We start from the raw sequence: 24,445 nt of genomic DNA, 5'->3' as shown, positions 1-24,445 counted from the left end.
GGTCACCGACCATAGCTCCACAATGGACAGTGGACCGACGCGTGCCGGCACCGCTTTCCCGGCGTACCAACGGAAGCGCCGGCGCCGTCCACCTGGCGCGTCGGCCGCGGCGGATCAGCGCGGGAACTCCGCGCGTACGCCGAGGAGCCGGACCGGGCGGTCGGCGGCGAAGTCGTCGAGGGCGGCGAGCGCCGCCATTTCGATCCGGTCGGCGTCGGTCGTCGGCTCGGCCAGGGAGTGCCCGTGGGTGTGCGTGTGGAACGGGGCGTACCGCACCTTCACCACCACCCGCGCCACCCGCAGCTCGGCGGCGTCGGCGGCGACCAGCCGGGCCAACCGGGCCACCTCCCGCCGCACCTGCGCCCAGTCGGCCAGATCCTCCTGGTACGTGGTTTCCCGGCTGCGGGACCGCGGCACGTGCGGCGCGTCGGTCACCGTGCCGTCGTCCGCACCGCGCGCCAGCCGTACCAGCCACGGGCCGGTCGCCGCGCCGAACGCGTCCGCGAGCGTGCTCGGGTCGGTACCGGCCAGCCCCGCCACCGTCGTGATCCCGAGCGCCGCCAACCGCTTCGCCGTCTTCGCGCCGATGCCCCACAGCGCGTCGGGCGGCCGGTCGCCGAGCAGGCCGTACCAGGTGTCGGGGGTGATGGTGAAGATCCCGGCGGGCTTGCCGAAGCCGGTGGCGAGCTTGGCCTGGATCCGGTTGGTACCGATGCCGACGGTGCAGTCCAGCGCGGTCGCCGCGCGCACCCGGCGCTGGATCTCGGCGGCCACCGCGGCCGGGTCGTCGGTGTCCACGGCGAGGAACGCCTCGTCCCACCCGAGTACCTGCACGACCGCGTCGAAGCCGCGCAGCGTGGCCATCACCGTCGCCGAGGCCGCCTCGTACGCCTCCCGGTCGACCGGCAGGAACACCGCGTCCGGGCACAGCCTGGCCGCAATGCGCAGCGGCTGGCCGGAATGCACGCCGTACCGCCGGGCCTGGTACGACGCGGTGCTCACCACGCCGCGCCGGCTCGGGTCGCCGTCGCCGCCGACCACCACCGGCAGGCCGCGCAGCTCCGGTCGGCGCAGGATCTCCACCGCCGCGACGAACTGGTCCAGGTCGACGTGCAGTACCCAGCGGGCCACGCACCATTCTCCCGCGGAAATGTCGGTCCCCGGGGGTAGACCGGAGGCATGGTCACCGTCGACGACGTGCGCAGCTGGGCCATCCGGCTGCCCCGCACCACCGAGGCGCTGGTGTACGACCGGGTCAAGTTCCGGGTCGGCCGCATCGTCTACGCGGCACTCTCCCGGGACGAGACGATCATGGGCTTCGGCTACCCGAAGGACGAGCGCGACGCGCTGGTCGCCGGCGAGCCGGAGAAGTTCCTGCCGCCGCTGCCGTCGGACGAGCGGTTCAACTGGGTGCGGGTGCGGCTGGCCGCCCTCGACGTGCCCGAGATGCGCGAACTCGTCCTCGACGCCTGGCTGATGTGCGTGCCCAAGAAGATCGCCGCGATCCACCCGCCCCTGCACGCCCCGTAACCCCGCTCGCCCACAACTCCGGGCGGACGAGCCCGAACGCGGGCTCGACCGCGGTCGGTCGGGACGGGGCGTCGGGAGTCGGTGGGCTCGGCGCCGGCCGCGTTCACGCCTGTGCGGCCAGTACCGCCGCGAGGCCCTCCTGCAGATCCCGGACGAACGGCCCGGGAACCTCCAGCGACGGGAAGTGCCCGCCGTTCTCCGGCGACCGCCAGCGGACGATCTGCCGGTACCGTTCCTGCGCCCAGGGGCGTGGACACTTCTCGATGTCGCGAGGGTAGATGCTGATCGCCGACGGGACGTCGACCCGCAGCTCGGGATCGAGCGCGTTCACGCCGCCGTGGCTCTCGTAGTAGATGCGGGCCGCCGACGCGCCCGTACGCGTCAGCCAGTACAGGGTGACGTCGTCGAGGATCCGGTCGGTGGAGATCGTCTCGAACGGGCTGTCCTCGGTGTCGGTCCACTCGGCGAACTTGTCGAGGATCCAGGCGAGCAGCCCGACCGGTGAGTCGACGAGCGAGTACCCGATGGTCTGCGGTCGGGTCGCCTGCTGCTTCGCGTACGCCGCCCGGTGCAGCCAGAAGTCGCGGGTCTGGTCGACCCAGGTGCGCTCGACCGCGGTCAACCCGTCCGTCGGCAATCCGGGCGGCGCCTGCGCGAGCGTGGTGTGGATACCGAGAACGTGTTCCGGGAACCTGCCGCCGAGGACCGTGGTGATCACGCCGCCCCAGTCGCCGCCGTGCGCCACGAACCTGTCGTACCCGAGCCGTCCCATCAGCTCCACCCAGGCGGCCGCGATCCGTCCGGTGCCCCATCCGGTACCGGCTGGCTTGTCGCTGTAGCCGAACCCCGGCAGGGACGGAGCCACGACGTGGAACGCCGGCGCGGTGGCGTCTGACGGCGCGGTCAGCTCGTCGATCACGTGGGCGAACTCGGCGACGCTGCCCGGCCAGCCGTGCGTGAGGATCAGTGCCGTGGCGTCCGGGCGGGCCGATCGGCGATGCAGGAAGTGGATTCCCAGCCCGTCGATGGTCGTGCGGAACTGGCCGATCCGGTCGAGGCGCGTCTCGAACGCCCGCCAGTCGTAGGCGGTGCGCCAGTGGTGCACCACGTCCACCAGGTCGGCGAGGGGAACGCCCTGCTCCCATCGGTGCGGGCCGGGCGGGGCGCCGCGGACCGTCTCGGCCTCCGGCAGCCGGGCCGCGGCCAGCCGTGCGCGCAGCTCGGCGAGCTCGGCGTCGCTCGCGTGGGCTTCGAACGTGTGCACGTCGCGGGTGTGACGGCTCATGCGGCGCCCCCATCCTGTTGGAACCAGCTAAGACGGTTCTAGCATGGCCGGAACGCGCTCGCAACCGGCTAAGGTGGTTCCATGAGTCCCCGGTTTCCCGACTTCCGTCTCGGCAAGGTGCTGGCGACCAGCTTCACCGGGACCCTGTCCGAGCGGTACGGCGACGCGGTGGAACGCATCCCCACGCCCGACCGACTCGCCGACTGGCTCGCGGTCAGTGGCCTCGCCGTGCCGTCCTGCACCACCGTCCAGCTCGAACGCGCGTGGCAGCTCCGCGAGTCGATTCACGCCGCGGCGACCGCGGCCGCGCGCCACGAACCGCTCCCGATGCCCGCCGTCGAGATCATCAACGACTGCAGCATTCAGGGGCGGGCCGCGGCTGTCCTGACTCCCGAGGGCGCCCGGCGCTGGCAGCTCGGCTCGGCCTCCGCCGTGGCAGACGCGCTCGGGGTGATCGCCGCCGACGCGATCGGCATCATCGCGGGGGAACGCGACGGGAGGCTGGCCCTGTGCTCATCGCCGACCTGCCAGGCCGCCTTCTTCGACACCAGCCAGAGCCGCACCCGCAGGTGGTGCGACATGAACACGTGCGGTAACCGCCAGAAGAAGGCGCGCTTCACCGCCAACCACCGCAACAACGTCACACCGGCGTAATCGCACCGACGAACAACGCCGGACCGGCGCCCCGAGGAACCGTGGATGTCTCCGAACGGCCGCGTACGGGCGCGAATGAGACGGCAGGACAGCGCCAGCTCGGCCAGGGACGTTGGCAGACCGGCGTTTCCGCCCTGCCAACTGCTGCTGCCGGACCTGCACCTGTGCCAGGGTTCAGTTCGCTCGCAGAAGGCTGGAGAGCGGAGCCCGGATGTCAGCGGGATGAAGGTTGAGGCGGTCGAAATCCTGGGCGGTGGCCCACATGAGTTCAAAACTGTCGTTTGGGCCATGCGCCTGTGCCTCTTCGCCGGACAGGACCGGAATCCCGCGGACGTCAGCCATGAGGAAGTACGAGGCGGGTCGGCCGTTGTGCCGGCCCGTCCACGCCAGCCGCTCGATCCTCGCGCTCAGTGTCGTTTCCTCGTTGAGCTCGCGCAGAGCGGCCTCCTCGACGGTTTCGCCGTCTTCAACGCCGCCGCCGGGAAGGACCGCATAGTGATGGCCGGGGCACGTTGGCCCGGGCCAGCCGGCGTCGCCGCACATCGCACAGACAGCCGCAGAGTCGTGCCTGAGGAAACGCTTGATGATCAGCGCACGAGGCCCGTCAATGACGACGGCAACTGCTCGGGGAACCAGCACGTTCTCATCATCACCTTGCTTATACGCAGAAACCAGCCCGGCTGGCTGGGGTTGCCCCCGCGCCGTGTTGACCGCGTGGCAGTTGCGGCACCTGCGGCAGAACCTCAGCCGCACCTGACCGATGCGAAACACACCGCCGTGACCAGCATCGCCGAGGCGCCGGAGGCCACATACTTCCAGGACTCTCGATCGTGCGGCGACAGACGTCACGCACTGGCTGATCGATCGGCGGTGACTGCTTGTCTGGCTGACCGAGCGTTCGGCATCAGAGCGTCGAACAGGGGCCAGCCGTCGATCTCCGCCGTTCCTGTTGCGGGAAACAGCCGGCGGGCAAGGGCTTCGTCCAAGAACGCCCGTACGTTGCCGGGTTCGAAGAGGTTCAGATACGCCCGATCCGGTTGCTCACGCGTAGCGGACGACCTCGTCGTGGTGCAGGCGCGGCAGGCGAGGGAACCAGGCGTCGGCACCGGGGTACCCGATGTTCACCACGAGATGGGACTGCCACGTGGTGCCGGCGAAGAACTCGGCGTCGACGGCGGAGGCGTCGAAGCCGCTCATCGGCCCGGCGGCGAGGCCGACAGCTCGGACACCGAAGATGAAGTACGCGGCCTGCAGCGCACCGTTGTAGCGCGCTGTTGCCTCGCGCAGGGCCGGGGCCCCGGCGAACACCTCGCGCAGCTGGGGCTTGAACGGCAGCAGCTCAGGGATCCGCTCATGGAACGCGGAGTCGTTGGCCAGGATGGCGGTGACCGGCGCGGCGGCCGTCTTCGCTCGATTGCCCTCGTTCATGAACGGCAGCAGGCGGTCGCGCCCCTCGCCGAGCCGGGTGAACAGGATGCGCAGGGGACTGGTGTTCGCCGAGGTCGGGCCGAACTTCGTCAGTTCGTAGATCTGGGCGAGCTGCTCGTCGGTCACCGGCTGGTCGGTGAAGGTGTTCGCGGTTCGCGCGTCCGTGAACAGCAGGCGGCGGCCCCTGTCGTCGAGCACGGGCAGGGTCGTTGCGAGTGTTGAGATCGTTGACATGGGAAGTTCCTTCGGATCAAGCGGGACAGGATGGAGAAGGGATGTGGCCCGGTGGTGATCCCCGGTTTGGACGGGATCGCCTCGGCGGATCCGCCGACGTCCAGTTCGCAGGCGGCTCAAGCCGAGAAGGACTCCTTGGCGTGCCCGCTCAGTGGCACCTGGCGATGCAGGACCGGAGGCTGTGGGCGGGAAGCAAGCAGCGCAGCGAGACTTGGCACGTTCGAGCGCATCCACGCGTCGTGCTCCTCGAACGCCTCGACCGACGAGTACGCCTGGACGACCGTCAAGGGACCGCTCGGGTCGTCGATCGGCTGGTGGACCGAGTAGTGGATGCCCCCGGGCTCGGCGTGCATCGAGACTGCGAACTCGCGCAGCAGCTCGATGAGCTGGTCTCGTAGGCCTTCCTTGGGCTGCAGGTGGCTGACGGCGATGTATGTCGACATGTTCACTCCTCGGATGTTCCTGGCCGCTTGGGCGGCCAGGACGCGGATTCGCGCTCGGTTGGCCCGTCGGGCCTTGGGCGCCGACCCGAAACATCCGGGCCGGGAAATCGCGCGTACCTCTGTAGTTGCAGCCCACGGTCGTTCGAGGGCGCGGAGCCGGGGTACGGCGCTTCTGGGCCCCGCGCCCGGTCGGTCATGCCTGGTCGGCGCCCGGTCCTCAGCCCAACGCCACCAGGACGAACTCGCGTGGTGCCGAAGTCCAGCACGGCGGCCAGGCGGTCGTAGCCCAGACCGATACTCGGCGCTAGTAGTTAAATATTTAAGTCACAAGTTAGCCTAGGGCGCTTCAACATGAAAGTCAATCGGCCGGTGAATCACTTCACCTTTTAAGTTATGCTGTCGTCATGGACACCCCGCAGGAACCCCGCTGGCTCGACGCTGAGGAGAGGCGGACGTGGCTCTCCCTGGCCAGCGCGCTGATCAGGCTGCCGGCCGCGCTCGACGCGCAACTCCGCCGCGACGCCGGGATCAGTCACTTCGAGTACCAGGTGCTGGCCTGGCTGTCCCAGGCGCCCGACCGCACCCTGCGGATGAGCGTGCTGGCGACGCGAACCGGGGGCTCGCTGCCGCGCCTGTCCCAGGTGGTCGCCCGGCATGAGCAGCGCGGCTGGGTGCGCCGCACCCCTGATCCGGCGGATGGCCGCTACACCCTGGCGACCCTGACCGCCGAGGGCTGGACCAAGGTGACCCACACCGCACCCGGCCACGTCGAGGAGGTTCGCCGCCTGGTCTTCGACCCGCTGACCAAGGCTCAGTCCCGGCAGCTACGCGAGATCGATCAACGCATCTTGCGCGCCATCGACCCGGATGACCGCTCCCTCGATGACTGAAGTCGGGGGCGCGCCGACCCGACTACGACCCGTGGAAGGGCCTGCTCGCCAGTGCCACGGTCCGCGACGGACGCCACACCGCCGCCACGGTCCTGCTCACCCTCGGCGTACCGGAGCGCGTGGTGATGCAGATCATGGGGTGGTCGTCGACCGCCATGGCGGCCCGCTACCAGCACGTGACCGCCGGCACCCTCCGGGACGTGGCGCAGCGCGTCGGCGGCCCCATCTGGGTAGTGGCCAAGGAGGGCGGAGAGGGGACTCCCGGGAATTCCGCCGGGCCCCGTTGAGACTGTAGATGAGACTACGGACGTCGATGGCCCCCGCTGCTCGCAGCGGGGGCCATCGACGTCGTGCCCGGTGAGGCACTGGCGGAGGATACGAGATTCGAACTCGTGAGGGTGTGAACCCAACACGCTTTCCAAGCGTGCGCCCTAGGCCACTAGGCGAATCCTCCGCGGGACACGATACCGGCCCGCGCGAGCAGGTATCCAGCCGGTACCGCCGAGCGCCGCATGCGGGTGGGTTCGGCCGCCGGGTGCCCTGTACAGTAGTCGCCAGCCCCTCGTGCGGCGTGCATCTCGTCAACTCCCCCAGGGCCGGAAGGCAGCAAGGGTACGCGAGCTCTCACGGGTGCACGGGGGCCCTTTCGTGCCCGCGCCCGGCCGGCCGACGTGCCCGCGCCGAGCCACCGTGCCGGGCATCGCAACCCCGCCGTCACCCGCCCGGCCGCGCCGGGCGGATGGTGTCGGCCGGCTGACCTAGACTTCGGCTCCGGGGCCAGCAGTGGGTCTCGGAGAGGGGGCGAGACGCCGGTGCCGAACATCGCGTTGTACCGGAAATATCGGCCGCGCACCTTCGCCGAGGTGTTCGGCCAGGAGCAGGTCACCGAGCCGCTGATGGCGGCGTTGCGCAACGACAAGCTCAACCACGCCTACCTGTTCAGCGGGCCGCGCGGCTGCGGCAAGACGTCCAGCGCCCGGATCCTGGCCCGCTCGGTGAACTGCGCGAAGGGGCCGACGCCGGAGCCGTGCGGCGAGTGCGACTCGTGCCGGGCGCTCGCGCCCGACGGGCCGGGTTCGATCGACGTGATCGAGATCGACGCGGCCAGCCACGGCGGCGTCGACGACGCCCGCGAGCTGCGCGAGAAGGCGTTCTTCGCCCCGGTCAACAGCCGCTACAAGGTGTACGTGATCGACGAGGCGCACATGGTCTCGTCGGCCGGGTTCAACGCGCTGCTCAAGCTGGTCGAGGAACCGCCCGAGTACGTCATGTTCGTGTTCGCGACCACCGAGCCGGACAAGGTGCTCGGCACGATCAGGTCGCGGACTCACCACTACCCGTTCCGGCTGGTGCCGCCCGGGGTGATGCGCGAACACCTGGAGTGGCTCTGCGCCAAGGAGGGCGTCAAGGTCGATCCGGCGGTGTTTCCGCTGGTCGTACGGGCGGGCGGCGGCTCGGTGCGGGACGCCCAGTCGATCATGGACCAGTTGCTCGCCGGCGCCGACGAGTCCGGGGTGAGCTACCCGCGCGCGGTCGCGCTGCTGGGCGTGACCGACGTGGAGCTGATCGACGCCGCCGTCGACGCGCTCGCCGGCTCCGACGGCGCCGGGCTGTTCGGCGCGGTCGACCGGGTCGTCGAGGCCGGCCACGACCCCCGCCGGTTCGCCTCCGACCTGCTGGAACGGTTGCGCGATCTGATCGTGCTCAACCAGGTGCCGGACGCCGCCGGCAAGGGCCTGCTCGCGGTGCCGCCGGACGAGGTGGAACGGCTCGTCGCGCAGGCGCAGCGGCTCGGTCCGGCGACGCTGTCCCGGATGGCCGACATCCTGCACGAGGGTCTCGCCTCGATGCGCGGCGCCACCTCGCCCCGGCTGGTGCTGGAGGTCCTCTGCGCCCGGATGCTGCTGCCCGCCGGTGACAGCGCCGCCGACCTGCTGCAACGGCTGGAAACGCTGGAGCACCGGATCGCCGCCGGCGGTGCGGTGCCGATCGTCGGCTCGCCGGCCGCGGGTGCACCGGGTACGCCCCCGGTCGGCCCGGGCACCGACGTCCCATCCGACCCGACCGCGGGTGCCGCGGCCGGCCCGAGCGCGGGTGCCGCGTCCGGGCCGAGTACCGGCGCTCCGGTCGGCCCGAGCACCGGCCCGACTGCGGGTGCCGCGTCCGGCCCGAGCCCGACTGCGGGTGCCGCGGCCGCGACGGCGTCGGTGCCCGCGCAGGCCGCGGGACCTGCGCCCGCCGTGCCCGCGCCGGCCGCACCGGTGCCTGCGCCCGCCCCGGTCGAGCCCGGGTCGACGTCCGCGGCGGACCCGGCCTCGGCCCCACCTGCGCCTGCTGCGCCACCTGGGCCGTCCGTGCCACCTGCTCCGTCCACGCCGGCTGCGCCGTCCGTGCCGGCTGCCGCGCCGGCGGCGGCCGGGGGCGGGCCGGGCCGTACCGAACCCGCGGGCCCCGCCGCGTCCGGCGACGTGGATCTGGCCACCGTCGAGGCGCACTGGAGTGCGGTGCTGGCCGAGGTGAAGCGGCGGCGGCAGATGGTGTGGGCGATCCTCGGCCAGAACGCCGGGCCGTACGCGTTGGACGGCGACACCCTGGTTCTCAAGGCGCGCAACGCCGGCACCGCGGCGCGGCTCAACGACGACAACCTGGCGTCGGTGATCCAGGATGCGGTGCACGCTGTACTGCACCGTCGGCTGCGGATCCGCTGCGAGGCGAACCCGGCGGCGTCGAGCCGACCGGCGCCGCAGCGCAGCGCCCCGCCGGCCGCCGCCGCGCCGCCGGCACCGACCGCGACCAGTTCGCCGGTGCCTGCGGACGACGCCGGCGGCTGGCCGGAGATCGCCCGCCCCGGCGGCTCCGCCGGGGGGACGCCCGGCCGGCCGGAGACCGGCGCCGGACCCGCGGGAGGCGCCGGACCCGCGGGAGGCGCCGGACCCGCGGGAGGCGCCGGACCCGCGGGAGGCGGCGGCGCCGCTGCCGTACCGCCGGCGAACGGCTCCGGGCCGACCGGTGCCGCATCGGCGGGCCCCGTGCCGCCCGGTCCCGTGCCGGGTGGCCCGGCCCCGACCGGGTCGGCGGGAGCGGCCCCGGCCGGGTTCGGTGGCGCTCAGGCGGTCGCCGGGAGCGCGCCGGTGTCGAACGCTGCCGGTGCCGGATCGGCGCCGAGCGGGTTCGCGCCCGGGAACGGCGGCGCGCAGCCGGGCGGCGCGGTGGCGACGATGCCGCGGCCGGCCGGCGCACCGGACTGGCTGCCCGACGGGCCCACCGACTTCTCGCCGGACGACCCGGTACCGGTCAGCATGGGCGGCACGGCCCCGACCGGCGGCGCGGCGACCGCGGTGGCCACGGCGCCTGTTCGGCCGACCGGTCCGGGCACGGCGCCGGCGCTGGACGGGTTCGCGCCCGGCGACGAGCCGACCGACGAGCCGTTCGACCCGGCCACCGCGCCCAAGCCGGTCAGCGTCGAGGACCGGGCGGTCTCGCTGCTGGTACAGAAGCTCGGGGCAGAGCCGATCGACTAGAACGGGTGGTGGCCCGCCCCCCCGCAGACCGGCAGGCAGGATTCCGTGCCACACCCGCGGTGGCGTCTCGAAGTCCGCGGGCGGCAGCGGGCGGTGCGGGTGGTGTCGCGTTGCGCCGGCTACGCTCGGCAGGGACAGACCGCAGAGCCGACGAGCCCCGAGGAGTCGCCGTGATGCCGGGTGGCGGGCAGCCGAACCTTCAGCAACTGCTCAAGCAGGCACAAAAGATGCAGGAGCAGCTGGCTTCGGCACAGGAAGAACTGGCGGACACCGAGGTCAAGGGTGCCGCCGGCGGCGGGCTGGTGACCGCGACGGTGACCGGAAGCGCCGAGTTGCGCAGCATCGAGATCGACCCGAAGGTGGTCGACCCGGACGACATCGAGACCCTGCAGGACCTGATCGTCGCGGCGGTGCGCAGCGCCACCGAGGAGGCGCGCAAGGTGCAGCAGGAGAAGATGGGCCCGATCGCGGGTGGCCTCGGCGGGATGGCCGGCGGCATGCCCGGTCTGGGCTTCTAGGACCGCCCGGTGTACGAGGGCGCCATCCAGGATCTGATCGACGAACTCGGCCGGTTGCCCGGGGTCGGTCCGAAGAGTGCGCAGCGCATCGCGTTCCACGTGCTCGCCGCCGACCGGGAGGACGTGACCCGACTGTCGGCGGCACTGACCCGGGTCAAGGACCAGGTGCGGTTCTGCCGGGTCTGCTTCAACGTGGCCGAGGCCGACGAGTGCCGGATCTGCCGGGACGCACGGCGCACCGACGAGGTGCTGTGCGTGGTGGAGGAGCCCAAGGATGTCGTCGCGATCGAGCGCACCGGCGAGTTCCGCGGCCGGTACCACGTGCTCGGCGGGGCGATCAACCCGCTGGAGGGCGTCGGCCCGGACAACCTGCGGATCCGGGAGCTGATGACCCGGTTGCAGTCGGGCGCGGTGACCGAGCTGATCCTCGCCACCGACCCGAACACCGAGGGCGAGGCGACCGCGACGTACCTCGCCCTGCTGGTGAAGCCGATGGGGATCGCGGTGACGCGCATCGCGTCCGGGCTGCCGGTCGGCGGCGACCTGGAGTACGCGGACGAGATCACGCTGGGGCGCGCGTTCGAGGGGCGCCGCTCCGTCGACGTCTGAGCGGGCGGGCTCCCGGTCGGCCCGCACCCGGACCGAAACAGACCCTAGCCTGGTGGCATGACAGCTGGGCGGGAGATCAGGTTGGCGGCGCGGCCGGTCGGTTGGCCGACCGCGGAGACGTTCGAACTGGCCACGGTCGAGGTGCCGGCGCCGGCCGACGGGCAGGTGCTGGTGCGCAACACGCTGATGTCGGTCGACCCGTACATGCGGGGCCGGATGAACGACGTCGAGTCGTACGTGCCGCCGTTCGAGGTCGGCGGGCCGCTGGAGGGCGGCGCGATCGGCGAGGTCGTCGAGTCCCGGTCCCCGCGGTACGCGGTGGGTGACACGGTGCTGCACGGCCTCGGCTGGCGTGACTACGCGCTGCTCGACGCCGGCAGCGCGGTGCGGGTCGACCCGATCGCGGCGCCGGTCTCCGCCTACCTGGGGATCCTCGGCATGACCGGCCTCACCGCGTACGCGGGGCTGGTCGCGGTGGCGCAGCTGAAGCAGGGCGAGACGGTGTTCGTGTCCGGTGCCGCCGGTGCGGTGGGCAGCGCGGCCGGCCAGTTCGCCCGGCTGCTCGGTGCCGGCCGGGTGATCGGTTCGGCTGGTACGGCGGCGAAGGTCGCCTACCTGACCGACGAGCTGGGCTTCGACGCGGCGTTCGACTACCACGACGGGCCGGTGGCGCGGCAGCTGCGGGCGGCCGCCCCGGACGGCATCGACGTGTACTTCGACAACGTCGGCGGCGAGCACCTGGAGGCCGCGATCGCCTCGATGAACCGATTCGGCCGGGCCGCGATCTGCGGGATGATCTCCGGGTACAACGACACCGAGCCGACGCCCGGGCCGCGCAACCTCGCCCGGCTGATCGGATGGCGGCTCACCTTGCGCGGTTTCCTCGTCCGCGACCACGGCGATCTGCGCGCCGAGTTCGTCGAACGGGCCGGCCGGTGGCTGGCCGACGGCGAACTGTCCTACCGGGAGACTTTCGTCGACGGCCTGCCGAACGCGCCGGTGGCGTTCCTGGACATGATGCGCGGCGGCAACATCGGCAAGATGCTGGTCCGACTGTCCACATCGGACTGACCGGTCGGCCCCGCGCGGTCAGCGGGACCCGGCGGGCTCGGCGGCGTGGTCGAGCAGGTCGGCAAGCCGGTCCCGCAACACGGTCAGCGCGTCCAGCTCCTCCTGTACCGCGGCGAGCTTGCGGGCGATCGTGCGGGTGCTGGCCGGGCACACCGCGGTCAGCTCGCCGCCCAGGCAGGGGTGGAAGTCGGCGATCTCGGCCAGCGTGAAGCCGACCGTCTGCAGTCGCCGGATGTTCGCCACCTGCCGGGCCGCGGCCTCGTCGTAGTGCCGGTAGCCGTTGGCCGCCCGCTCGGCCGTCAGCAGCCCGTGCGACTCGTACAGCCGCAGCGCGCGCCGGGTGGCGCCGGTCCGCCGGGCCAGCTCGCCGATGCGCACCCGGACCCCTCCCTTGCCGCCCGCGCGGCCGTCAGATCGTGCCGGCGTGGTTGAGACCACCGTCGACGCGCAGCACCTGGCCGGTCACGTAGCTCGCCTCCGGCCGGGTCATCGCCACGATCCACCAGGCTATCTCGGCCGGGTCCGCGATCCGGCCGAGCGGGATGCGTTCGATCGCGCGGGGAGTCTCGGTGGCGATACGGTCGGCGCTGAACCCGGCGTGCGCCAGTACCGGCGTGGCGGTGATGCCCGGCGCGACCGACACCACCCGGATGCCCCGCTCGGCGAGTTCGGCCGCCCAGGTGTAGGTGAGGAAGTCGAGCGCCACCTTGGTCGAGCCGTACATCGAGTTGCCCGGCCAGCCGTGGTGCGGGCCGTTCGACGTGACGTTGACGACGACCGCGCCCGGGGACAGGTGCGGGAGCGCCTCCTGGGTCAGGAACACCGGACCGAGCAGGTTGGTACCCAGCTCGGTCTCGGCGGTGGACCGGTCGATCGCACCGAGCCGCGCCGGCCGGATGATCGCGGCGTTGTTGACGAGGACGTCGATGCGTCCCATCGCCTCGATCGCGGCGCTGACGATCTTCGCCGGCCCGTCCGGCGCGGCCACGTCGGCGACGACGGTACGCACGCCGTTCACGCCGTCCGCCGTCTCGGCCAGGGTCCGCTCGGTGCGGCCGGTGATCAGCACGTCGGCGCCCTCGGCCGCGAACAGCCGGGCCGTGGCCCGCCCGATGCCGGTGCCGCCGCCGGTGACGACCACCGCCTTGCCGGTCGACGATCCGCTGGTGGAAGCCGCCTCGTGGTTCGCCCGCCGGGCGCCCGCTGCCGGGAAGTTCGGTGCCATGGCGCGACCGTAGACCCTGACCCGCGGGTCAGGGTCAAGTCGCGACGGGGACGTACTCGCTGTCCCGGTACGACTGTTCGGGGATGGTGGCGAGCCGGGACGAGCGGGCCCGGGGGCCCAGCCGGTACAGCTGCTGGAAGCTCATGATCAGCGGCCGCCAGGCATCGGGGTCGACGTGGTCGGCCCGCTCGGTGTCGCGGATCTCGTCGTGCACCCAGACGCGGCGGACCACCACCTCGAACGCCACGATCGCGCCGCGCTCCTGCTCGTTGTCGTCCGCGATCGGGTGCGTCGTGGCGAGCGTCGCCTCCATGGCGACGGGGCACTCGGCGATCCGCGGCGGCGCAACGGTGTCCGACGGTGCCGGCGTCAGCTGCGCGACGCCGAACTTGTCCGGCTGGTACCGGTAGCCGCGCGCCGACTTACCCGCCGACATGCAGGCGTTGCCGGTGGTGAGGGCGAGCCGGTCGACGGCGTCGGCCTGCTCGTCGGAGGGCAGGTTCAGCACGCACTCCCCGGTACGGCGCAGGTTGCGTGCGGTCTGCGAGCCCGCGCCGAGGCCGAGCATGCCGCGCCAGCCGAGCCAGAACGCCGACGACATCGGGGCCAGATTGGCCGTACCGTCGGGGTTCTCGGTGGACAGCAGGACGACCGGGGTGCCCCAGTACAGGATGCTGGGGGCGATCGGCGTGTGGCTGTTCTCGTACTCCATGTCGTCAGTCTGCGGCCACTCCCCGGCGGCTGGCTGGCGGAAATCGGTCGCAGCGTTTGGCGCCCGACGGGTCGGTCGTGGCCGACATGGCGGATCGCGGTGTCCGGTGAATTACCGATGCGTGACTGATTCGGCGGCCCCCGGGGCGTCCGTAGCGTCGGGCGTACCGACACGACAACAGGAGGAAGTCATGGCAGACATCACCGCGCTGGCAACCCGGTACCTCGACGCCTGGAACGAGAACGACCCGGCCGCCCGCCGCGCCCTGGTGGACGAGGTCTTCGCCGCCGACGCCCGCTACACCGATCCGCTCGCCGACGTCCGCGGGCGGGACGCCATCGACGCGCTGCTCGGCGAGGCGCAGCAGCAGTTCCCCGGGCTGCGGTTCAGTCTCGGCGGACCGGTCGACGACCACCACCACCTGGCCCGGTTCCACTGGCACCTCGGGCCGGACGGCACCGATCCGATCGTCGTCGGTTTCGATGTCGTGGCGCTCGACGAGGAGGGCCGGATCGCCCAGGTGGCCGGTTTCCTGGACAAGGTCCCGGCCTGAACCGACGCTGCCGGCGGACCGCCCGTGGCGGTCCGCCGGCGTTGCTTCGGCGGGCTACCACACCTCGCTGACGTACCGCCGCTTCACGGTCGCCGCGGTCGCGTCCGGATCGGCGGCCCAGACGTCGGCGTTGAAGATCTCCACCTCGATGTCGCCGGTGTAGCCGGCACCGTCGACCATGCCGCGCAGCGCCCGGAAGTCGATGTGCCCGTCGCCCATCATCCCGCGGCCGAGCAGCGCGTCCGCCGGCAGCGGTACCATCCAGTCGCACACCTGGAACGACGCGATCCGCGCCCCGGCCGCCCCGATCGCCGCGGCCACGGTCGGATCCCACCACACGTGGTACGTGTCGATCACCACGCCGACCGCCGAGGCCGGATGCGGTGCGGCCATCGCGACCGCTTCATCCACAGTGGACAGAACGCCGCGGTCGGCGCAGAACATCGGATGCATCGGCTCCAGGGCCAGGCGAACGCCGTGGCCGGCGGCGAACGGCGCGAGTTCCGCGATGGCGTCGGCGACCCGTTCCCGGGCGCCGGGCAGGTCGCGCGAGCCGGCGGGCAGGCCGCCGACGACCATCACCAGCGTGTCGGTGCCGAGCTCGGCGGCCTCGAGGATCGCGCGCTGGTTCGCCTGGATCGCCGCGCGGAACCCCTCGCGGTCCTCGGCCGTGAGGAACCCGCCCCGGCACAGCGAGGAGACGCGCAGGCCGGCGTCCCGAACGAGCTTCGCCGCGGCGGCCACGCCGTACTCGGTGACCGGCTCCCGCCACAGCCCGATCGACGGGATCCCGTGCCGGGCGCACAGGTCGACAGCGGCGGGCAGGTCGAGCCGGTCGACGGTCTTCTGGTTCAGCGACAGCCGGGAGAGCCGGGGGTCGCCCGCCGCCGGCGTCTCGATGGCCGCCCGCGCCCCGCTCGGTACGTCGAGGTCGGTCCGGTCGCCCGCCATCAGGCCTCGATCCCGTGCACCGCAAGCAGGGCGCGCATCCGGCGTACCGCCAGGTCGGTGTCGCGCAGCAGCCCGGCGGCGTCGGCCAGCCGGAACATCTCGGCCAGGTGTACCAGGCTGCGGGCGCTCTGCCGCCCGTCGACCATCGTGAACGCGTCCTGGTGGCCGTTGAGCCAGGCGAGGAACACGATCCCGGTCTTGTAGTGGTACGTCGGTGTGCCGAACACGTGCCGCGACAGCGGGACGGTCGGCGCGAGGATCTCGTCGTACCGGTCCCGGTCGCCGGCGTCCAACGCGTGCAGCGCCGCGGCGGCGGCGGGCGCGATCGCGTCGAAGATGCCCAGCAGCGCGTCGGACCCGGACGCGATCAGCGACGGGTAGTTGAAGTCGTCGCCGGTGTAGAGCCGCACCCCGGCCGGCAGCGCGGACCGCAGCGCGACCTCGTGCTCGGCGTCCAGCAGCGAGACCTTGACACCGTCCACTGTGGACGAATGGGCCGAGATGATGTCGAGGAAGCTCTTCGTCGCCACCGCGAGGTCGGTCGATCCCCAGTAGCCGGCGAGGGCCGGGTCGAACATCTCACCCAGCCAGTGCAGGATCACCGGCCGGCGCACCTGGTCGAGCAGCCGGCCGTACACCCGGGCGTAGTCCTCGGGTCCGCGGGCGAGCCGGGCCAGCTGCCGGCTGCACATCAGGATGACCGTGGCGCCGGCGTCCTCGACCGTGCCGATCTGCTCCTCGTACCCGGCGATCACCTCGTCCACGGCGGTCACGTCGCCGAGGTGATCGGTACCGGCGCCGCAGCCGAGCACCGCCGGCCCGGCGACGTCGCGGGCGGCGTCGGCCGAGCGGCGGATCAGCTCGCGGGTGGCGGACCAGTCCAGCCCCATCCCGCGCTGCGCGGTGTCCATCGCGTCGGCCACCCCGAGGCCGAGCGACCACAGGTGCCGGCGGTACGCGATGGTCGCGTCCCAGTCGACCGCCGCCGCCGCGCCGGGTGTGTTGTCCGCCAGCGGATCGGCGACGACGTGTGCCGCCGCGTAGGCGACGCGGGAGGTCGCCGGTCGCTCGATCGCGGGCCAGCGCACCGGATCGCGCAGGCGGTAGGTGGCGAGCTGACCGTCCATAGTGGGCAGAACGAGGTCACTCATGCGTCCACCGCCGGGATCTCGACCCGCCGGCCCTCCCGTGAGCTGGTGTAGCCGAGTTCGGCGAGCTGCACGCCGCGCACCGCGGCGGCGAAGTCGTACCGGAACGGCTCGCCCGCGACGACGGCCCGCAGGTACTGCTCCCACTGCACCTTGAAGCCGTTGTCGAACTCCTCGTTGTCCGGTACCTCCTGCCACTGCTCGCGGAACGGTTCCGGGGTGGCGAGGTCGGGGTTCCACACCGGCTTCGGGGTACCGGCGCGGTGCTGGAACCGGCACCGGCGCAGCCCGGCGACCGCCGACCCGTGGGTGCCGTCGACCTGGAACTCGACCAGCTCGTCCCGGTTGACCCGAACGCACCAGGACGAGTTGATCTGCGCGACGATCCCGCCGTCCAGCTCGAAGATGCCGTACGCGGCGTCGTCCGCATCGGCCACATAGGACCGCCCGGACTCGTCGACGCGTTCCGGGATGTGCGTGGCGACCCGCGCGGTCACCGCCCGTACCGGCGCGAACAGGTCCTCCAGCACGTAGTTCCAGTGCGCGAACATGTCGAGCGCGATGCCGCCGCCGTCCGCGGCGCGGTAGTTCCAGGACGGGCGCTGGGCACTCTGCCAGTCGCCCTCGAAGACCCAGTAGCCGAACTCGCCGCGGATGGACAGGATGCGGCCGAAGAAGCCGCCGTCGATCAACCGGCGCAGCTTGCGCAGGCCGGGCAGGAACAGCTTGTCCATCACCACGCCGTCGACGATGCCGGCCGCGCACGCGGCGCGGGCCAGCGCGCGGGCGCCCTCGACCGATTCGGCGAGCGGCTTCTCGGTGTACACGTGCTTGCCCGCGGCGATCGCAGCGAGGATGCCCTTCTCCCGGGCGGAGGTCACCTGCGCGTCGAAGTACACCTCGACGTCGGGCTCGGCGAGCACCGCGGCGAGGTCGGTGCCGTACCGGTCCAGGCCGTGCCGGGCGGCGATGTCGCGCAGCTTGGTCTCGTTGCGGCCGACCAGGATCGGCTCGGGTACGACCCGGGTCCCGTCCGGGAGTTCCACGCCGCCCTGGTCCCGGATGGCGAGGATCGAGCGGACGAGGTGTTGTCGGTAGCCCATGCGGCCGGTGACCCCGTTCATGGCGATACCGACGGTACGTACTGGCATGCGGTCGATCCTCCTGCAAGCTACGGCAAGCGCTTACCTGGAAAGCGCTTGCCGTACCGTAGACTGGCGGTCCGGGCCGGGTCAAGCACGGCCGGTGGGCGCGTTGCGCGAGCCCCGGGCCACGCCGAACCCGCCCGGATGGTAGGGATACCGGGTGGCATGCCGCGCGCGCATGCACGCGGGAAAGGGGTACCGCAGTGGCGACACTCGCCGAGGTGGCGCGGCAGGCCGGGGTGTCGGTGGCCACCGCGTCCCGGGTGCTCAACGGCGGCAACCGGGTGGTCCGCCCGCAGCTGCGGGACAAGGTGCTCGCCGCCGCGAACGAGCTGCACTACACCCCGAACGCGCACGCCCAAGCGCTCGCCGGCAGCCGCACCGCGAGCGTCGGCCTGGTGCTGCACGACGTGTCCGACCCGTACTTCGCGGCCATCGCCAGCGGCGCCATGCGCCGCGCCACCGAACACGACATGCTCGTCATGATGTCCTGCACGTTCCGCGACCCGGACCGGGAACTCGCGTACGTGCGGATGCTGCACCAGCAGCGCGCCCAGGCGATCATCCTGGCCGGCTCCGGCTACCACGACCGGGAACGCAGCGAGAAGCTGCGCGCCGCGCTCGCCGCGTACTCCGCGGGCGGCGGCCGGGTCGCGGTGGTCAGCCAGCACCGGTTCGACGTCGACACCGTGCTGCCGGACAACCAGGGCGGCGCCCGCGCGCTCGCCCGCGCCCTGATCGACCTCGGTCACCGCGAGTTCGCCCTGATCACCGGGCCCGAACACCTGCTGACCGTGCGGGACCGGTACCTCGGGTTCCGGCACGAGCTCGGCCGCGCCGCGGCGAAGCTGCCGAACCGGCGGGTCGCCGACGGCGGCTTCACCCGGGACGGCGGGTACGCCGCGGTCCGGAAGCTGCACGAGTCCGGCGCGCTGCGCGAGGTCAGTTGCGTGGTCGCGCTGTCCGACGTGATGGCCATCGGCGCCCTCGCCGCGCTGCGCGACCTCGGCATCCGGGTACCGGACGACGTGTCGCTCGCCGGCTTCGACGACATCCCGACGGTACGAGACCTCACCCCACCGCTGTCCACCGTGCGGCTGCCGCTCGCCGAGATGGGCGCCCGCGCACTGGATCTGGCCCTCGCCGGCCGGGAGACCCCGACGCCCCAGGTGATCCGGATCGACGCCGAGGTGGTGCTGCGGGAGAGCACCATCGCGCTGCACCGGCCGGCCGCGCCGATCCCGGCCACCCGGCAGGTACGTGACGGCGCCGCCGCGCTCGGACCCGCCCGCGGTGCCGCGTCCGGCCGGGAGGGCTGACCCCGTCGCTGCCTCGCCCCGCCCGGTCGACGCCGGCCCTCGCGCCACCGGCCGACGCCCGGCGGCGCCCGAACCGCTTTCCGGCCGGCCCACCGCACCTGCCACCGCCCGCGCCGGACCCGTTTCGCCGGCCGGCCCGCCGCGCCGGCGTCGCTTCGCCGACCCGGCCCCGCCACCACCGGACAGGAGAACTGACGTGATCGCGTTCGCCACCCTCGGCTGCCCGGGGCTGCCGCTGCCCGAGGTGATCGACCTCGCCACCACCAACGGCTGCACCGGCATCGAGTTCCGGTGCGCCGACGGCGAGCCCGTGCATCCCGGACTGTCCACATCGGAGCTCGCAGCCGTCCGGGACCGGCTCGCCGCGGCCGGGCTCACCGCGCTGGCGCTCGACTCGTACATCCGGGTGGCGGCCGAGGGGGACGACGCGGAGGTGATGGCGGAGCTGCGCCGGCACCTGGCGGCGGCGGTCGCGGTGGGGGCACCGTACGTGCGGGTGTTTCCGGGCGGTGGTGAGCCGTCCCCGGCCGCGGACGAGCGGGCGGTACGGCGGCTCGCGGCGGTGGCCGACGCCGCCGTCGACGCGGGCGTCGGCGTGTTGCTGGAGACGCACGACTCGCACCGCCGCGCGGAAGACGCGGTACGGGTGGTCGCCGCGGCGACCGAGCGGGCCGGTGTGTCCACATCGGACGGTGTACCGCTCGGGGTGATCTGGGACGTGCTGCACACCTGGCTCGGTGGCGAGACCCCGGCCGCCTCCGCTGCGCTGGTCGCGCCGTGGCTGGGGTACGTGCAGCTCAAGGACGTCCCGTCGGCCGAGGACGGCACGCCGGTACCGCTGGGCGCCGGGGTGTTGCCGCTCGACGAGGTGCTGGCACAGCTGCACCGGCGCGGGTACGCCGGGCCGGTGTCGCTGGAGTGGGAACGCGCCTGGCACCCCGAAGCCGCTCCGCTCGCCGACGTGCTCCCCGGCTACGTCGAGCTGGTCCGCACCGCCGGGACCCCGGCCACCGGCTGACGCCACCACACTTCCGGCGCGATCAGCGGAGACGGCGGGTGGCGGCGACGCCGAGGGCGAGGCAGCCGGCCGCGACCGGCAGCTCGCAGCACCCGGCGAGCAGCAGCGCCTGGTCGAGGTCGCCACCCGGTGCCGAGGTCAGCACGTCGAACCAGGCGTCGACGACGAGCATCGTCGCGGTGGCGGTCGCGGTGACCACCACGCCGCGGTGCCGGCGCCAGGCGAGTACGCCGGTGGTGGCCAGGCCGAGCGCGAGCAGCACGTCGAAGCCGACCCAGGCGAGCGACCAGTGGTGCGCCCGGGTACTGGTCGGCAGGGTGCGGGACAGCACCGCCAGCCACGGCAGCATGGCCGCCGCCGCGATCGCGAAGGCGACGCCGACCAGGCGAAACACTCTCGTACTCAGCGCCATCGGACCCTCCCCGGTTCGTCCCGGGCCCACCCTAGCAATCCGCAGAGCTTTCTCTGCAAAGAAAAGTCTGTAGATGTAACCTAGGGGACATGCCCGAGCCGATGCGCCACCGTGTCGCGGATCCGGAAACGCTGAAGGCGCTCACCCATCCGCTCCGCCGGTGCATCCTCCGCGAGATCGACCGGGACGGCACGGTCACCTCCACCACGCTCGCCGAGCGCCTCGGACAGAACACCGGCACCCTCAGCTACCACCTGCGCCAGCTCGAGCGGTACGGGTACATCGAGGACGTGCCCGACCGGGGCACCGGGCGGGAACGCTGGTGGCGGCGCACCAACACGAACTGGCAGACCGCCGACCCGGACACGCTCGACCAGGCCGGTCGGGCGCTGGTCGAGCAGGTCACCCGGCGCAGGCTCGCCGAGGACGCGCACGACATCGGCACCATGGTCGACACGCTGCTCGCGCACTGGGAGCGGGACAAGCCGATGACCACCTGGTCGCGCGCCGGTACCCACCTGTCGCCGGAGCAGTTCCGCGCCTTCGAGGCCGACTACCTGGCACTCGTGCACCGGTACGCGCAGCGGGTGGACGAGGCGCCGCCCGGCTCCCGCCCGGTCCGGATCCGCTGGTACGCCTACCCCGAACCGGCCGACGAGGACGACGACCGACCCTGAGCGGTCCCGGCCGCCCGCGAGCCGGTCACCCTCCTGCGGGCAGGACCGCCGGGCCGAGTCCTCTGCCGGGTGCCCGGCGTGGTGGGGCGAACGTTCGGCGGTAGTCGCTCGGATTGGTGCCTGTCCCGGCCCGGAACTGCGCCCGGAAGTTGGTCGGGTCGCGCATCCCCACGGCCGCCCCGACGGCCGCGACCGGCAGGTTGGTGGTCTGCAACAGCGTGGCCGCCCGGGCGATCCGTTGTTGCTGGACCCATGCCGCCGGCGTCGTGCCCAGGTGCGACTGGAACCGACGGTGCAGCGTGCGCGGTGCGACCCTGGCCCGCCTGGCCATCGTGGCCAGGCTCAGCTCGTCGGCCAGATGGTCGACACACCAGTCGAGCAGCCCGCCGAACGGATCCGGTTGTCGACGTGGCCGCGAATCGATGGCGTACTGACGTTGCCCGCCCTGCCGATGCGGCGGCAGCACCATGTTGCGGGCGATGGTGGCGGCCAACTCGGGACCGCATCGCCGGCGAACGATGTGCAGCGCGAGATCCGCCGCGGCGCCGGCACCGCCGCTGGTCGCCACATCCCCGTGGTCCACGAACAGCACGTCGGGCGTGACCCGCACCAGCGGGTACCGCTGGGACAGGTCGTCGGTCTGGGACCAGTGCGTGGTCGCCGCCCGGCCGTCCAGCAGGCCGGCCGCGGCCAGCGCGTACGTCCCGGAGCACAGCCCGGCGATGAGGCAGCCGCGCGCGTGCGCGGACACCAGCGCGTCGGTCAGGGCGCGGGACGGTTCGGCGGGTGTTGGCCATCCGGTGACGAACACGACGTCGGCCTGGTCGACGGCGGCCAACCCGTGCTCGACCACGATCCGGTACCCGGCCTTGGTGCCGACCGGACCCGGGTGTTCGGCGGCGATCAGGAACTCCGCCCAGTCCGGGATGCCATCTCGTCGAATGCCGAAGATGTCGGCGACACAGGCGAGCTCGAACGACGCTTGCGGTTCCACCACGACGGCCACCACCCGGAGCATCTGGCAAGAAAACCATGCAGAGTGGCTATCCCGCCACTCGGCGCCGCGCGGGTTCCGCCCGCAGGCTGGATGCATGGATGACGCGCCGGACACCTGGACCGGAACCTGGATCAACGAGTACGGCTCGCTGCTGCGGATCACCGCGGAACGAGACGGTCACGTCGCGGGCACCTTCACGACCGCGCTGGGCGACAGCTCGTTCGCCGGCACCACGGTGCCGGTGACCGGGCTGGCCAAGGGGAGGGCGCTGCACGTGGCCTTCGTGACCGCCGGCGAGCTCGCGGCGATCGCCTCGTTCACCGGGCTGCTCCGCGCCGACCTGCTTCACCTGGCCTGGCACGTCGTGTCGGACCGAGCGGTACGCAGCCCACGGCCGGGCGCCGAACCCGTCGAGATCGAACTGCCGTGGGCGCACGCCGTACTGGCGAACACCGACACCTTCCGTCGCCGGGACTGAGCCGCACGGCCGGGCCGCACGGCCGGGCCGCACGGCCGGGCCGCACGGCCGGGCCGCGGGCCGCCGCGGTCACTCCGCGGCGGCGGTGACGGCCGCGGCGGCGGTGACCCGCCGGGTACGGAACCGGGGCAGCCGGCCCTGCCGCCGCTCGATCAGGTGCGCGAGCCGGGTGATCAGCCAGTTGACGATCATGTACAGCGCGGCCACGACCAGGTAGGTCTGGATCGGCGCGTGCACGTACTCGCCGAGGATCTTGCCGGAGTAGAGCAGCTCGGAGTAGGTCACCACGTAGCCGAGCGTCGAGTCCTTCAGCAGGTTGATCAGCTGCACCAGCAGCAGCGGCAGCAGCGGCCGGATCACCTGCGGCAGGATCACCAGCCGCATCGCCTGGCCGTAGCGCATCCCGATCGCGTACGCGGCCTCGGTCTGGCCGCGCTCCAGGGCGAGGATGCCGGCCCGGAACACCTCGGCGATGGTGGCCGAGCCGGTCAGGCAGATCGGCACCGCGAGCTTCCAGATCGTCGGCAGGTTGAGGCCGACCGGCGGCAGCGCCAGCAGGAACACCAGGATCAGCAGCATCGTCGGCAGCGACCGGAAGATCTCGGTGAACGCCACCGCCGGCCAGGACACCCAGCGGCGCTTGGACAGCCGGCCGAGCGCGATGACCGCGCCCGCGGGCATCGAGATCACCGTGCACAGCAGCGTCACGAGGATCGTGTACTTCAAGCCGTTGAGCAGGAAGCTCATGATCGGCCACTGGGTGAACGGCCGCCACTTGTCGGCGGCCAGCTGCCCGTGCACGTCGAACTGCCGGATCGCGAGCAGCAGCAGCGCGGCGAGCGCCAGCACCGCGAGCACGGTGGCCACCACGATCCGGCGCCGCCCGCGCGGACCCGGACGGTCGAACAGAACCGGCTCGACGCCCCTCATGCCCCGCTCCTCACGCCGCTCACCGCTGGAACCTGACCCGCCGCTCGATCATGCCGAAGATGTACGCGCTGCCCAGCGTGACCACGATGTACAGCACGGCGGCGCAGCCGTACCAGACCAGCGGCGAGCCGACCGACAGGCTCAGCACCTTCGTCGCGTACGTGAGCTCCTGCGCGCCGACGGCCGCACACAGCGAGGTGCCGAGGACCACGCCGATGAACACGTTGCCGAACGGCTGCACCATCGCCCGGAACGCCTGCGGCAGCACCACGTGCCGCAGCGACTGGCCGAACGTGAAACCGATCGCGCGGGCCGCCTCGACCTGACCGAACGGCACTCCGCGGATGCCGGAGCGCAGCGTCTCGCAGACCACCGCTCCGGCGTAGAGGGCGATGCCCAGACACACCGACCAGAACGGCGACAGCACGATGCCGATCCAGGGCAGGCCGAACACGCACAGCACCAGCAGCACCAGCAGCGGCACCGCCCGGAACGCCTCGACGTAGAACCAGCCGAACGCGCGCAACGGCAGCACCGGGCTGATCCGGCAGATCGCGATCAGGGTGCCGATCACCAGGGCGCCGACGAACCCGACGAGCACGATCTCCAGGGTGGCCACGAAGCCGTGGCCGAGGTCGCCGGCGTGCGAGAAGATGTCCACCGCTGCCTCCGTGGCGTTGGCCGGCCGGTCACCGCT

Annotated in this window: 27 protein-coding genes, 1 tRNA gene, 1 other RNA gene and 1 pseudogene; 14 read left to right on the top strand and 16 right to left on the bottom strand. The window is 72.5% G+C overall.

The window, feature by feature from the left end; genetic code table 11:
* Positions 1–114: 114 nt before the first annotated feature.
* Positions 115–1,131, bottom strand: a complete 1,017-nt coding sequence (locus Asera_RS04330; protein WP_030448387.1) for a DNA polymerase IV — start codon at positions 1,129–1,131, stop codon at positions 115–117.
* Positions 1,132–1,179: 48 nt separating this feature from the next.
* On the opposite strand from Asera_RS04330, the gene Asera_RS04325 reads away from it, so the two are divergent.
* Complete coding sequence (locus tag Asera_RS04325) at positions 1,180–1,530, top strand: MmcQ/YjbR family DNA-binding protein (protein WP_030448386.1); 351 nt, start codon at positions 1,180–1,182, stop codon at positions 1,528–1,530.
* 103 nt (positions 1,531–1,633) lie between these two features.
* On the opposite strand, the gene Asera_RS04320 is transcribed toward Asera_RS04325, so the two are convergent.
* Positions 1,634–2,815 carry an epoxide hydrolase family protein gene (locus tag Asera_RS04320; protein WP_030448385.1) on the bottom strand — a complete coding sequence of 394 codons (1,182 nt, stop codon included), beginning with the start codon at positions 2,813–2,815 and terminating at the stop codon, positions 1,634–1,636.
* Between the two features lie 81 nt (positions 2,816–2,896).
* On the opposite strand from Asera_RS04320, the gene Asera_RS04315 reads away from it, so the two are divergent.
* Entirely contained in the window at positions 2,897–3,469 is a 573-nt protein-coding gene (locus tag Asera_RS04315; RefSeq protein ID WP_030448384.1) for a CGNR zinc finger domain-containing protein, read from the top strand.
* Positions 3,470–3,643: 174 nt separating this feature from the next.
* Here Asera_RS04315 and Asera_RS32960 read toward each other — a convergent pair whose 3' ends face one another.
* The 3 genes from Asera_RS32960 to Asera_RS04300 all read right to left on the bottom strand — a co-directional run bounded on the left by Asera_RS32960 (position 3,644) and on the right by Asera_RS04300 (position 5,574).
* Positions 3,644–4,108, bottom strand: a complete 465-nt coding sequence (locus Asera_RS32960; protein ID WP_030448383.1) for an NUDIX domain-containing protein — start codon at positions 4,106–4,108, stop codon at positions 3,644–3,646.
* 402 nt (positions 4,109–4,510) lie between these two features.
* On the bottom strand, positions 4,511–5,131 hold the full coding sequence (locus Asera_RS04305; RefSeq protein WP_030448382.1) for a malonic semialdehyde reductase: 621 nt from the start codon (positions 5,129–5,131) through the stop codon (positions 4,511–4,513).
* Positions 5,132–5,247: 116 nt separating this feature from the next.
* On the bottom strand, positions 5,248–5,574 hold the full coding sequence (locus Asera_RS04300; RefSeq protein WP_157035056.1) for a putative quinol monooxygenase: 327 nt from the start codon (positions 5,572–5,574) through the stop codon (positions 5,248–5,250).
* Positions 5,575–5,978: 404 nt separating this feature from the next.
* Here Asera_RS04300 and Asera_RS04295 point away from each other — a divergent pair, with 404 nt between their 5' ends.
* Positions 5,979–6,464, top strand: coding sequence for a MarR family winged helix-turn-helix transcriptional regulator (locus Asera_RS04295; RefSeq protein WP_030448380.1), 486 nt, complete (start codon positions 5,979–5,981; stop codon positions 6,462–6,464).
* Positions 6,465–6,478: 14 nt separating this feature from the next.
* Positions 6,479–6,751, top strand: a pseudogene (locus Asera_RS33510) (tyrosine-type recombinase/integrase); the annotation flags it as partial.
* A gap of 79 nt (positions 6,752–6,830) precedes the next feature.
* On the opposite strand, the gene Asera_RS04285 reads toward Asera_RS33510, so the two are convergent.
* Positions 6,831–6,918 (bottom strand) — tRNA-Ser (locus Asera_RS04285).
* Positions 6,919–7,020: 102 nt separating this feature from the next.
* Here Asera_RS04285 and ffs point away from each other — a divergent pair.
* The 5 genes from ffs to Asera_RS04260 all read left to right on the top strand — a co-directional run bounded on the left by ffs (position 7,021) and on the right by Asera_RS04260 (position 12,183).
* An RNA gene (gene ffs / locus Asera_RS04280) (signal recognition particle sRNA small type) lies at positions 7,021–7,111 on the top strand.
* 165 nt (positions 7,112–7,276) lie between these two features.
* Positions 7,277–9,985, top strand: a complete 2,709-nt coding sequence (locus tag Asera_RS04275; RefSeq protein WP_244843732.1) for a DNA polymerase III subunit gamma and tau — start codon at positions 7,277–7,279, stop codon at positions 9,983–9,985.
* A 173-nt stretch (positions 9,986–10,158) separates the two neighbouring features.
* The gene (locus Asera_RS04270; RefSeq protein ID WP_030448378.1) at positions 10,159–10,503 is read left to right on the top strand and encodes a YbaB/EbfC family nucleoid-associated protein; all 345 of its coding nucleotides are present in this window, start codon (positions 10,159–10,161) and stop codon (positions 10,501–10,503) included.
* Between the two features lie 9 nt (positions 10,504–10,512).
* Positions 10,513–11,112 carry a recombination mediator RecR gene (recR, locus tag Asera_RS04265; RefSeq protein WP_030448377.1) on the top strand — a complete coding sequence of 200 codons (600 nt, stop codon included), beginning with the start codon at positions 10,513–10,515 and terminating at the stop codon, positions 11,110–11,112.
* A gap of 57 nt (positions 11,113–11,169) precedes the next feature.
* Positions 11,170–12,183, top strand: a complete 1,014-nt coding sequence (locus Asera_RS04260) for an NADP-dependent oxidoreductase (protein WP_030448376.1) — start codon at positions 11,170–11,172, stop codon at positions 12,181–12,183.
* A gap of 18 nt (positions 12,184–12,201) precedes the next feature.
* Here the strand turns inward: Asera_RS04260 and Asera_RS04255 are convergent, their stop codons facing one another.
* The 3 genes from Asera_RS04255 to Asera_RS04245 are packed head-to-tail and all read right to left on the bottom strand — an operon-like array spanning position 12,202 to position 14,120.
* On the bottom strand, positions 12,202–12,561 hold the full coding sequence (locus tag Asera_RS04255; protein WP_030448375.1) for a MerR family transcriptional regulator: 360 nt from the start codon (positions 12,559–12,561) through the stop codon (positions 12,202–12,204).
* Positions 12,562–12,592: 31 nt separating this feature from the next.
* Complete coding sequence (locus tag Asera_RS04250) at positions 12,593–13,408, bottom strand: SDR family NAD(P)-dependent oxidoreductase (protein WP_244843730.1); 816 nt, start codon at positions 13,406–13,408, stop codon at positions 12,593–12,595.
* Positions 13,409–13,442: 34 nt separating this feature from the next.
* Entirely contained in the window at positions 13,443–14,120 is a 678-nt protein-coding gene (locus Asera_RS04245) for a flavin reductase family protein (RefSeq protein WP_030448373.1), read from the bottom strand.
* A gap of 190 nt (positions 14,121–14,310) precedes the next feature.
* Here Asera_RS04245 and Asera_RS04240 point away from each other — a divergent pair, with 190 nt between their 5' ends.
* Entirely contained in the window at positions 14,311–14,673 is a 363-nt protein-coding gene (locus tag Asera_RS04240; RefSeq protein ID WP_030448372.1) for a nuclear transport factor 2 family protein, read from the top strand.
* A 54-nt stretch (positions 14,674–14,727) separates the two neighbouring features.
* Here the strand turns inward: Asera_RS04240 and Asera_RS04235 are convergent, their stop codons facing one another.
* From Asera_RS04235 to Asera_RS04225, 3 genes are read right to left on the bottom strand one after another with little or no spacing between them, the layout of a single operon-like run.
* Positions 14,728–15,624 (bottom strand): sugar phosphate isomerase/epimerase family protein, encoded by an 897-nt coding sequence (locus Asera_RS04235; protein ID WP_030448371.1) that lies wholly within the window; start codon positions 15,622–15,624, stop codon positions 14,728–14,730.
* Positions 15,624–16,775 (bottom strand): dihydrodipicolinate synthase family protein, encoded by a 1,152-nt coding sequence (locus Asera_RS04230; RefSeq protein ID WP_030448370.1) that lies wholly within the window; start codon positions 16,773–16,775, stop codon positions 15,624–15,626. Before Asera_RS04230 ends, Asera_RS04235 begins: the two co-directional genes overlap by 1 nt.
* Positions 16,772–17,923 carry a Gfo/Idh/MocA family protein gene (locus Asera_RS04225; protein ID WP_030448369.1) on the bottom strand — a complete coding sequence of 384 codons (1,152 nt, stop codon included), beginning with the start codon at positions 17,921–17,923 and terminating at the stop codon, positions 16,772–16,774. Before Asera_RS04225 ends, Asera_RS04230 begins: the two co-directional genes overlap by 4 nt.
* 197 nt (positions 17,924–18,120) lie before the next feature.
* On the opposite strand from Asera_RS04225, the gene Asera_RS04220 reads away from it, so the two are divergent.
* The gene (locus Asera_RS04220) at positions 18,121–19,236 is read left to right on the top strand and encodes a LacI family DNA-binding transcriptional regulator (protein WP_084132378.1); all 1,116 of its coding nucleotides are present in this window, start codon (positions 18,121–18,123) and stop codon (positions 19,234–19,236) included.
* Positions 19,237–19,432: 196 nt separating this feature from the next.
* Complete coding sequence (locus Asera_RS04215; RefSeq protein ID WP_051802725.1) at positions 19,433–20,254, top strand: sugar phosphate isomerase/epimerase family protein; 822 nt, start codon at positions 19,433–19,435, stop codon at positions 20,252–20,254.
* Between the two features lie 22 nt (positions 20,255–20,276).
* Here Asera_RS04215 and Asera_RS04210 read toward each other — a convergent pair whose 3' ends face one another.
* Positions 20,277–20,666: a hypothetical protein gene (locus Asera_RS04210; RefSeq protein ID WP_030448366.1), complete on the bottom strand. Its 390-nt coding sequence runs from the start codon at positions 20,664–20,666 to the stop codon at positions 20,277–20,279.
* An 89-nt stretch (positions 20,667–20,755) separates the two neighbouring features.
* Between Asera_RS04210 and Asera_RS04205 the strand changes: the two genes are divergently transcribed.
* Positions 20,756–21,343: an ArsR/SmtB family transcription factor gene (locus Asera_RS04205; RefSeq protein WP_030448365.1), complete on the top strand. Its 588-nt coding sequence runs from the start codon at positions 20,756–20,758 to the stop codon at positions 21,341–21,343.
* A 25-nt stretch (positions 21,344–21,368) separates the two neighbouring features.
* Here Asera_RS04205 and Asera_RS04200 read toward each other — a convergent pair whose 3' ends face one another.
* Complete coding sequence (locus Asera_RS04200; protein WP_084132376.1) at positions 21,369–22,361, bottom strand: GlxA family transcriptional regulator; 993 nt, start codon at positions 22,359–22,361, stop codon at positions 21,369–21,371.
* A 73-nt stretch (positions 22,362–22,434) separates the two neighbouring features.
* Between Asera_RS04200 and Asera_RS04195 the strand changes: the two genes are divergently transcribed.
* On the top strand, positions 22,435–22,818 hold the full coding sequence (locus tag Asera_RS04195; RefSeq protein ID WP_030448363.1) for an avidin/streptavidin family protein: 384 nt from the start codon (positions 22,435–22,437) through the stop codon (positions 22,816–22,818).
* 69 nt (positions 22,819–22,887) lie between these two features.
* Here the strand turns inward: Asera_RS04195 and Asera_RS04190 are convergent, their stop codons facing one another.
* Positions 22,888–23,748: an amino acid ABC transporter permease gene (locus Asera_RS04190; protein WP_051802723.1), complete on the bottom strand. Its 861-nt coding sequence runs from the start codon at positions 23,746–23,748 to the stop codon at positions 22,888–22,890.
* Between the two features lie 19 nt (positions 23,749–23,767).
* The gene (locus tag Asera_RS04185) at positions 23,768–24,409 is read right to left on the bottom strand and encodes an amino acid ABC transporter permease (RefSeq protein ID WP_051802722.1); all 642 of its coding nucleotides are present in this window, start codon (positions 24,407–24,409) and stop codon (positions 23,768–23,770) included.
* Between the last annotated feature and the right edge of the window lie 36 nt (positions 24,410–24,445).

The sequence above is a fragment of the Actinocatenispora sera genome (genome assembly GCF_018324685.1).
Lineage (GTDB): Bacteria > Actinomycetota > Actinomycetes > Mycobacteriales > Micromonosporaceae > Actinocatenispora > Actinocatenispora sera.
Note: the sequence above shows the minus strand (reverse complement) of the source record. Positions and strands in the feature narration are given on the sequence as shown.

Coding starts and splice junctions, on each gene's coding strand:
- Asera_RS04190 (WP_051802723.1), bottom strand. CDS start 23,748: ATGAGGGGCGTCGAGCCGGTTCTGTTCGACCGTCCGGGTCCGCGCGGG.
- Asera_RS04235 (WP_030448371.1), bottom strand. CDS start 15,624: ATGGCGGGCGACCGGACCGACCTCGACGTACCGAGCGGGGCGCGGGCG.
- Asera_RS04225 (WP_030448369.1), bottom strand. CDS start 17,923: ATGCCAGTACGTACCGTCGGTATCGCCATGAACGGGGTCACCGGCCGC.
- Asera_RS04195 (WP_030448363.1), top strand. CDS start 22,435: ATGGATGACGCGCCGGACACCTGGACCGGAACCTGGATCAACGAGTAC.
- Asera_RS04300 (WP_157035056.1), bottom strand. CDS start 5,574: ATGTCGACATACATCGCCGTCAGCCACCTGCAGCCCAAGGAAGGCCTA.
- Asera_RS04240 (WP_030448372.1), top strand. CDS start 14,311: ATGGCAGACATCACCGCGCTGGCAACCCGGTACCTCGACGCCTGGAAC.
- Asera_RS04315 (WP_030448384.1), top strand. CDS start 2,897: ATGAGTCCCCGGTTTCCCGACTTCCGTCTCGGCAAGGTGCTGGCGACC.
- Asera_RS04205 (WP_030448365.1), top strand. CDS start 20,756: ATGCCCGAGCCGATGCGCCACCGTGTCGCGGATCCGGAAACGCTGAAG.
- Asera_RS04230 (WP_030448370.1), bottom strand. CDS start 16,775: ATGAGTGACCTCGTTCTGCCCACTATGGACGGTCAGCTCGCCACCTAC.
- Asera_RS04305 (WP_030448382.1), bottom strand. CDS start 5,131: ATGTCAACGATCTCAACACTCGCAACGACCCTGCCCGTGCTCGACGAC.
- Asera_RS04325 (WP_030448386.1), top strand. CDS start 1,180: ATGGTCACCGTCGACGACGTGCGCAGCTGGGCCATCCGGCTGCCCCGC.
- Asera_RS04270 (WP_030448378.1), top strand. CDS start 10,159: ATGCCGGGTGGCGGGCAGCCGAACCTTCAGCAACTGCTCAAGCAGGCA.
- Asera_RS04320 (WP_030448385.1), bottom strand. CDS start 2,815: ATGAGCCGTCACACCCGCGACGTGCACACGTTCGAAGCCCACGCGAGC.
- Asera_RS04200 (WP_084132376.1), bottom strand. CDS start 22,361: ATGCTCCGGGTGGTGGCCGTCGTGGTGGAACCGCAAGCGTCGTTCGAG.
- Asera_RS04260 (WP_030448376.1), top strand. CDS start 11,170: ATGACAGCTGGGCGGGAGATCAGGTTGGCGGCGCGGCCGGTCGGTTGG.
- Asera_RS04250 (WP_244843730.1), bottom strand. CDS start 13,408: ATGGCACCGAACTTCCCGGCAGCGGGCGCCCGGCGGGCGAACCACGAG.
- Asera_RS04245 (WP_030448373.1), bottom strand. CDS start 14,120: ATGGAGTACGAGAACAGCCACACGCCGATCGCCCCCAGCATCCTGTAC.
- Asera_RS04295 (WP_030448380.1), top strand. CDS start 5,979: ATGGACACCCCGCAGGAACCCCGCTGGCTCGACGCTGAGGAGAGGCGG.
- Asera_RS04210 (WP_030448366.1), bottom strand. CDS start 20,666: ATGGCGCTGAGTACGAGAGTGTTTCGCCTGGTCGGCGTCGCCTTCGCG.